The 7,501-nt window shown below is 61.8% G+C and carries 8 protein-coding genes; 2 read left to right on the forward strand and 6 right to left on the reverse strand.

What is annotated here, in order from left to right:
* Positions 1-2: 2 nt before the first annotated feature.
* Positions 3-1,055 (reverse strand): phosphatidylserine decarboxylase, encoded by a 1,053-nt coding sequence (locus tag X727_RS143245; protein WP_348524533.1) that lies wholly within the window; start codon positions 1,053-1,055, stop codon positions 3-5.
* Here X727_RS143245 and X727_RS1000000165695 point away from each other — a divergent pair.
* Positions 967-1,641, forward strand: coding sequence for a lysozyme inhibitor LprI family protein (locus tag X727_RS1000000165695; RefSeq protein WP_196815013.1), 675 nt, complete (start codon positions 967-969; stop codon positions 1,639-1,641). The two genes, X727_RS143245 and X727_RS1000000165695, sit on opposite strands and share 89 nt — an antisense overlap.
* Positions 1,642-2,145: 504 nt before the next feature.
* Here the strand turns inward: X727_RS1000000165695 and X727_RS143240 are convergent.
* Positions 2,146-2,907, reverse strand: a complete 762-nt coding sequence (locus tag X727_RS143240) for a DUF4375 domain-containing protein (protein WP_023743789.1) — start codon at positions 2,905-2,907, stop codon at positions 2,146-2,148.
* 226 nt (positions 2,908-3,133) lie between these two features.
* Between X727_RS143240 and X727_RS143235 the strand changes: the two genes are divergently transcribed.
* Positions 3,134-4,024: an SMP-30/gluconolactonase/LRE family protein gene (locus X727_RS143235; protein ID WP_031204535.1), complete on the forward strand. Its 891-nt coding sequence runs from the start codon at positions 3,134-3,136 to the stop codon at positions 4,022-4,024.
* Here the strand turns inward: X727_RS143235 and X727_RS143230 are convergent.
* From X727_RS143230 to X727_RS1000000166880, 4 genes are all read right to left on the reverse strand, one after another.
* Positions 4,003-4,338 (reverse strand): antibiotic biosynthesis monooxygenase, encoded by a 336-nt coding sequence (locus X727_RS143230; protein ID WP_023685667.1) that lies wholly within the window; start codon positions 4,336-4,338, stop codon positions 4,003-4,005. The genes X727_RS143235 and X727_RS143230 overlap by 22 nt on opposite strands.
* A 278-nt stretch (positions 4,339-4,616) precedes the next feature.
* Complete coding sequence (locus X727_RS143225; protein WP_023743787.1) at positions 4,617-6,497, reverse strand: ABC transporter ATP-binding protein/permease; 1,881 nt, start codon at positions 6,495-6,497, stop codon at positions 4,617-4,619.
* A gap of 24 nt (positions 6,498-6,521) precedes the next feature.
* Complete coding sequence (locus X727_RS143220; protein ID WP_023672695.1) at positions 6,522-6,857, reverse strand: metalloregulator ArsR/SmtB family transcription factor; 336 nt, start codon at positions 6,855-6,857, stop codon at positions 6,522-6,524.
* Between the two features lie 229 nt (positions 6,858-7,086).
* Positions 7,087-7,501: LysM peptidoglycan-binding domain-containing protein (locus X727_RS1000000166880; protein WP_155923602.1), on the reverse strand; the 415-nt coding region annotated here is incomplete at its 5' end.

The following is a 7,501-nucleotide window of genomic DNA, read 5'->3' on the forward strand; positions in this document are numbered from 1 at the left end:
GCTTACGAAATCCTGACGAGCGGGGTTGCGGCGACGCCGCCGAATTCGGCGAGCACGGTTTCGCCGCCGACCGCTTTCTGGCCGACGGCGACGCGCGGCACCGCGGTCGACGGCAGGAAGACATCGACGCGCGAGCCGAAGCGGATCAGGCCAAAGCGTTCGCCGACGGCAATGGAGCCGCCGGTCTCGGCCCAGCAGACGATGCGGCGCGCCACCAGGCCGGCAATCTGCACGGCGACAACGATGCCGTTGGGACTGTCTATGACCAGCCCGTTGCGCTCGTTCTCCGAGCTTGCCTTGTCGAGTTCGGCATTCAGGAACTTGCCCGGCCGGTGCTCGATTTTGGTGATGCGGCCGCGCACCGGAGCGCGGTTCACATGGCAGGAAAAGACGTTCATGAACACCGAGATGCGGGTCATCTCGGTGTTGCCGAGGCCAAGCTCGCGCGGCGGCACGGCCGGGCCGACCGCCGAGATGACGCCGTCGGCGGGACTGACCACCAGCCTGTCATCGACCGGGGTGACACGCTCGGGGTCACGGAAGAAATAGACGCACCAGGCGGTCAGGATCAGGCCGATCCAGAACAGCACCGAGGAGAAATAGCCGAGGAACAGCGTGCCCGCACCAAAGGCGGCAATGAACGGATAGCCCTCGCGATGGATCGGAACGAAGGCATTCTTGATCGAATCGACGAGGCTCATCGGATGGGGCTCATGGGATGGGGGCGGTCCCTGTTTCAGGTCCGGCCTCAATACCGGAAAGGCTCCGCTGCCGCAACGCAACATTGGGCAAGGCCGCATCGTCCGCAGCCGGCAGGAACGGTGACGTGCTTGCCTGCCGCCGGCTTTGCCGCCAGAATTCGGGCCAACGCCGGCTGAACGCGCGGCGAAAAGGCCGACTGCCATGGCGCCAAATTCAGGCAAAACGTATCTTGTTGCCATACGATCGGCAGCCGTGGGTGCCGTTTTGACCGTACTTGTGGCAGCGAGCGACCACGCAGTTGCGCAAGTATCCTTCGACTGCGCCAAGGCCGCCAGCTTGGCGGAAAAGGCCATTTGCGCCGATCCGGTCCTGGCGCAAGCCGATGCCGACGTCGCGAAGAATTATACCGCGCTGCTGAAGAGGCTCGATGCTCATACCGGGAAGGCGCTGCGGGACGACCAAAGCGATTTCATCGCCTATCGCGATCAGATCGCCGGTTTCAACGAAAGTTCGCCCAAGAACCAACAGACTTTCGATCTCGGCGAATTCCTGCGCGACCGCGCAACCTTCCTGTCCGGCATACGCAAGCCCCCCGATGCAGGTTTGATCGGCACATGGAGCAGCGTGCGCGGCAGCGTCGACATCAAGGCTGTTGGCGGAGGCAAGGTCGAAATCTCGGAAGATGTCGTTTCCAATCCAGTCTCGGGAAGTGGGTCATGCGAGATCGACGGCACGGTCGAGGAGCGCAACACTCTGCGGCTGGTCGGCCGTGCCGTCGACAACGACAACCCAACCGGTTTTGTCTTTACCTTTCGACGCGACGGCGATGCGCTTGTCGTCGAGCAGAGCGGCGCCGGCAAGGATGGCAGATCGGAGCCCCTGTCATGCGGTGCCAACGGCCATGCCGATGGCATGTTCTTCCTGACGGAGAAAAAGTAGGCTTGCTGTAACCCGCCGCAGCGGAGCGATCAAAGTGGGCATTGAGCTCGGCGATAGCGGCCTCAGCGAGGCTTTCATCATCCTTGCCGCGCAAGAGCACACCGCCGTTCCGCAACGATTGGAAAAGGAAGACTTGGCCTGATGCCAGCACCACCCAATTCACGATTGCTCCTTCCTCCTTCTGCACCACCGAATTCGCAGAAACGATGGCATCCGTCGGGTCGAAGCCTGCCTTGCGGAGCAGGAGGTCGACGGCGGCGGGAGCATGGTATTGTTCCGCCAGCTCAATGACCGCTGTGATCTCGGGCTCTTCAGCAATGCCAAGCTTGGCGCCAACTTTCGGGGCGTTAGCCGCTAGCGGGCTCTCGCCTGGCGGTATGACAAGCAACTCTTCTGGAGCGATGTACTCGTAGACCGTGACGTGTGTCTCCGTCGCACTGCATAGTCGGGTCTTCTTCGCGCTGGTCTGAAGTTGAAAAACCAGCTGTTTCTCTCCTTCTATGTTCAGCATCCTTGCCATGCCGAACGCGATTTTGATCTCGGGCGGCGCGATCTTGGCGCAGGCAAGGCCGGCCCGACATCGCGCCAGCTCAAGATCATCTGGCCTGCCAAGTTGCCAACGGACTTATGAAGAAGCCTGCCTTCGCGCTTCGGATTGGCCATCACCGGCCGGTGTATGACGTCGTCGTAATCGTCACTATCGACAACTTGCAGATCAGGCCATGACGCGATCCAGCGCGCCAAAAGGTTTTCCATGGGCGCGGCCTCATCCGCAACGTAGAACGCATGATCAAGTGTATCGAGAAAATCATCCCGCCCGCCCTCGAAGCCCGTCTGCTGGGCGGCTTCGTTGGGATGGTCTGCAATCCAGCTGGACATCTTTTCCAAAGTCGCAAGCTGGCCCTTTGCGCCACAAGCAGTGAGTCCAGCTCGTGCGTTGGCAATCATGGCGCCGATTTCCTGCCCGGCATTGTGGATGAATTGACTATGGCCGCCGTTCTTTACCTCCGAAGAGTACGAGTCGGCATGAAGGACCTGCATCGCCTTGGTGTCGATTTCGGGATAACGATAGAGTCCTTTGGAAACCATCGCTGTGACGAATTGCATGACAGCGAAGACGAGAAAAAACGGCTCTTCATCAGGATCCTCGACGTTCGAACGCAGTACGACGACTGGCAACGGCAGGCCGAATTCCAACTGCTTTCCAGAATTTGATGCCGACTTCTCGGGCGTTTTCTTGGATTTGCGGGAAAAGAAACCGAACATCGAAAATACTCTCTTGGTCGCAAAACTTGCGCGAACGGGTTATTTCCGACGCGACAATATCAGCTGCCCTCAAGGATTAAAGGCACTCTGATCCAGAGGCATTCGCACGATGGTTTGCCGAAATTGTCGACGGTCATGTCGGGGCGCCATAGATTCACACGTCCTTGGCAGGAAAGCGCTTCGCGACAATGCCGAATTGCGGCGAGTCGACAAACCAGGGTCAGAGATGCCATCCTCGAAATCAATCGCCCTGAACGCCAAGGTCATTACAGAAGGCCTCGCTTTCGGAGAGTCTCCCCGCTGGCACGACGGACGCCTGTGGCTCTGCAACTGGGGAACCGGAGAGATCGTCGCGGTGGATGAGGACGGCGGGAACCAGGTGATGCTCACCGTGCCGGCCATCCTGCCTTATTCGATCGACTGGTTGTCGGATGGCCGATTGCTGATCGTCTCGGGTCGGGATGGCTTGTTGCTGCGGCAGGAGGCGGATGGAACGCTGGCCACCCATGCCGATCTTCGGTCGCTGTCAAACAGCCCGTGGAACGAGATCGTCGTCGACGGGCGCGGCAACATCTATGTCAATGGCGGCGGGTCGGCGCCTGCACCGGGCGAGCATTTCGGGCCCGGCACCATCGTGCTGATCACGCCGGACGGCTCGGTTCGACAAGTGGCCGAGAACATCGCTTTCGCCAACGGCATGGCGGTGACGCCGGACAACAGGACACTGATCGTGGCGGAGTCGCATGCCAACCGGCTGACCGCCTTCGATATCGCGGAGGATGGCGGGCTTTCCAACCGCTGCGTCTGGGCCGATCTCGATGGCTTTCCCGACGGCGTCTGCCTCGATGCCGAAGGAACTGCCTGGTATGCGGATGTTCCCAACAAACGCTGTGTGCGGGTGCGCGAAGGTGGTGAGGTCTTGCAGTCCGTCAATGCCGATCGCGGCTGCTTTGCCTGCATGCTCGGCGGCCTGGATGGCAAGACGCTGTTCATCGTTGCCGCCCAATGGCGTGGTTTCGAGAACATGATCAGCGATGCCCGCACCGGCCAGGTGCTGAGCGTCGAGGCGCCAGCACCTGGCACGGGCTGGCCCTCCTACATCTCAGGCAGACGCTGATAGTTGGCGATATCGGCCTTCACACCCAGCCGGGCAATGGTCTCCTGCGGGTTGAAGCCCGCCCGCTCGTGGGCCGCCTTGACGATCGGCACGACATTGTCGACGGCCGCCTGGTTTTCCCATTCGACAATGGTGACCAAGTTGAACTCACCCGGACCCGAAAATTGCTCGAGCACGAAATCCTGGACGAAGCCTTGCTGCAGACGCAGCAATTCATGAGTCGCCCTGACCTTGCGAAGGATTTCTTCACGGGCCTCGGCAGGAACGACGAATTTGTCGACCCTGAACACGGCTGCCTCGGCAAGTTTATCCATTTGAATCTGTCTCCGTTCTTGAACGACTTGGGTTCGGTGGCTCAGGAAAGGGTTTGCGATCTCAACTTAGGTTGAGGTCAAGGGGAAATTTTCGGTGGTGATGATGGCGACGACGCTGCGTATCTCCCCCCTTGAGGGGGAGATGGCCGGCAGGCCAGAGGGGGTCGGTTCGACTGGATGCGCCCCCCTTGCGACCGATGAAGGTTAGCGCTCCACGCGCGGTGACCCCCTCTGTCGCCTTCGGCGACCCTCAAGGGGGGAGATTGGCGCTCCGCCGCCTAGCTCACCTCCGAAGTCCGCCTGCGCACAACCACACCCAGCTCATCGCTCTCGCGTGCAACTCGAAGCCTCTCTTCGGCTTCTGTCGCTTCGCGCTGGCGGTCCCACATCGACGCGTAGAGGCCATGCTTTTGCATCAGCTCGGCATGGGTGCCGCGCTCGGCGATCTCGCCGTCCTTGAGCACGATGATCTCGTCGGCGGTGATCACCGTCGACAACCTATGCGCAATGACGATGGTGGTGCGGCCCTTGCTGACCAGGTCGAGGGCGGCCTGGATTTCCTGTTCGGTGTGGCTGTCCAGCGCCGAGGTCGCCTCGTCGAGCATCAGGATCGGCGGCGCCTTCAAAATCGTGCGGGCAATCGCCACGCGCTGCTTTTCGCCGCCCGACAGTTTTAGCCCACGCTCGCCGACCATCGAGCGGTAGCCTTCGGGCAGTCGTTCGATGAACGGGCCGATCTGGGCAAGCTCGGCGGCTTTCTGCATTTCTTCCTCGCTGGCGCCGATGCGGCCGTAACGGATGTTGTAGGCGATGGTGTCGTTGAACAGCACGGTGTCCTGCGGCACCATGCCGATGGCGCCGCGCAGGCTCGCCTGCGTCACATCACGGACATCCTGGCCGTCGATCAGCACCTGACCGCCCTGGACGTCGTAGAAGCGGAACAAGAGCCGCGAAATCGTCGACTTGCCGGCGCCGGACGGGCCCACGATGGCCACCGTCTTGCCGGCCGGAACCTCGAAGGAGACGCCCTTCAGAATCTTGCGGCTGGGGTCGTAGGCGAAGTGCACGTCGCGGAACTCGACCTTGCCGGCTTTAACAGTGAGCGGCTTGGCATCCGGCTTGTCGGTGATTTCCTGCGGCACATCGAGCAGGTCGAACATCTGCTCGATGTCGGTCAGCCCCTGGCGGATTTCGCGGTAGATGAAGCCGATGAAATTGAGCGGCACCGAAAGCTGCATCAGCATGGCATTGATGAAGACGAAATCGCCGACCGTCTGCGTGCCGGCCTGCACCTCCAGCGCCGACATGCACATGACGATGACGGTGCCGAGACCGAAGATGATGCCCTGGCCGAAATTCAGCCAGCCGAGCGAGGTCCATATCCTGGTCGCCGCCATTTCATAGCGCGCCATCGAACGGTCGAAGCGCTCAGCCTCCATACCCTCGTTGTTGAAGTATTTGACCGTCTCGTAGTTGAGCAGGGAGTCGATCGCCTTGGTGTTGGCGTCGGTGTCGCTGTCGTTCATGTCGCGGCGGATCGAGATCCGCCAGTCGCTGGCGCGAACCGTGAACCAGACGTAGAGCCACACCGTGGCCGCCACCACGACCACATATTTCCAGCCATAAGTGTAGGCGAAGATACCGGTGGTCAGCGCGAATTCGAGGATGGTCGGCGCCGTGTTCAGCATGATGAAGCGCACGATCGTCTCGATGCCCTTGGTGCCGCGCTCGATGATGCGCGACAGGCCGCCGGTGCGGCGCTCGAGGTGAAAGCGCAGCGACAGCTGGTGCATGTGAACGAAGGTGCGGAACGCGAGCTGGCGCACCGCATATTGGCCAACGCGGGCAAACAGCGCGTCGCGCAGCTGGTTGAAGCCAAGCTGCACCAGCCGCACGACATTGTAGGCGACGACCAGCATCACCGGCGCCAGCAGGAAGGATGGCAGCGGCGGCGGCGATTTGGCGTCACCGGCCAGAGAATCGGTCGCCCATTTGAAGAAGTACGGCCCGGCAACCAGTGTCAGCTTGGCAACGACCAGAAGCAGCGTTGCCCAAGTGACGCGTGCCCTGAGATCGGCGCGGTCGGCCGGCCACATATAGGGCCACAGATTGCGCAAGGTGCTGAAGGTCGAGCTATCGGAAACGGTTTTTTCTGCCACTTGTCTTGCCTTTTGGGTGAGAAATCAGCGGCCGGAGCAGCAGGAATTGACGAGTGCGGTCAGCGATGCGGAAACGTCGGCGAGCGCGGCGCGGTCGAGTTGATAGCGCGAGCGCTGGCGGTCGGGCTCGAAGCGGACCAAGCCTGCTTCGACCAGGATTTTCAGATGCTGGGAGACCGTCGACTGCGCGAGGTCGAGATGGTCGACAACCTCACGGCAGCAGCAGGAGCGGCTGGCCGACAGATGTCTAAGGATCTCGATGCGCGCCGGGTGCGAGAGTGCGGCGAAGCGAGCGGCAACGGCGCGGCTTTGGGGCGGTGCGCAGTTTGCGTGGTCTGGTTCAGCGAGCGAGTCTGCCATCGTTCATCGGCGATAGACGATGAACGGGTGCGTGGCAAGCTAACCCGATGGGTAGAGCGACCTAATCTCCCCCCTCGAGGGGAGATGTCGCCGAAGGCGACAGAGGGGGTCGGTACGTCCTGACGCAACGTCGTTTGCAGCAAAGAGAAGGTCGGCGTTCTATGCGCGGCGACCCCCTCTGGCCTGCCGGCCATCTCCCCCTCAAGGGGGGAGATCAAGCGCTCGGCCGCTACTGCGTCTTCACCGGCGCCGTTGTCACCTGCTCGCCCATCGCCTTGAGGTCGGCGGCTTCGCCTTCCTTGGACTTTTCCGGAACCTTGAACACCTGCCCCGGCCAGATGCGGTCGGGATCGCTGATCTGGTCCTGGTTGGCGAGATAGATGGTCGAGAAGCGCACGCCGTGACCGTAGACGCGCCGTGAGATCCGCCACAGCGTGTCGTGCCTGCGGATGATCACCGCGCCGTCGGCATGTTCAAGCTTTGGCGCCACCGTCTCTGGCACATCGGGCGTTGCCGCCGCGACGACGGCTGGAACCTCAGCGGCAGGCGCTGCCGGTGCCGCAGGTGCCCCGGCAACCGCCGGGGCAGCCGGAGCCGGCGCTTCAGCCGCCGGTGCGGCTGGTGCGGATGCGGCAGCAGCTGGT

The organism is Mesorhizobium sp. L103C105A0 (assembly GCF_000502215.1).
Taxonomy (GTDB): Bacteria; Pseudomonadota; Alphaproteobacteria; order Rhizobiales; family Rhizobiaceae; genus Mesorhizobium.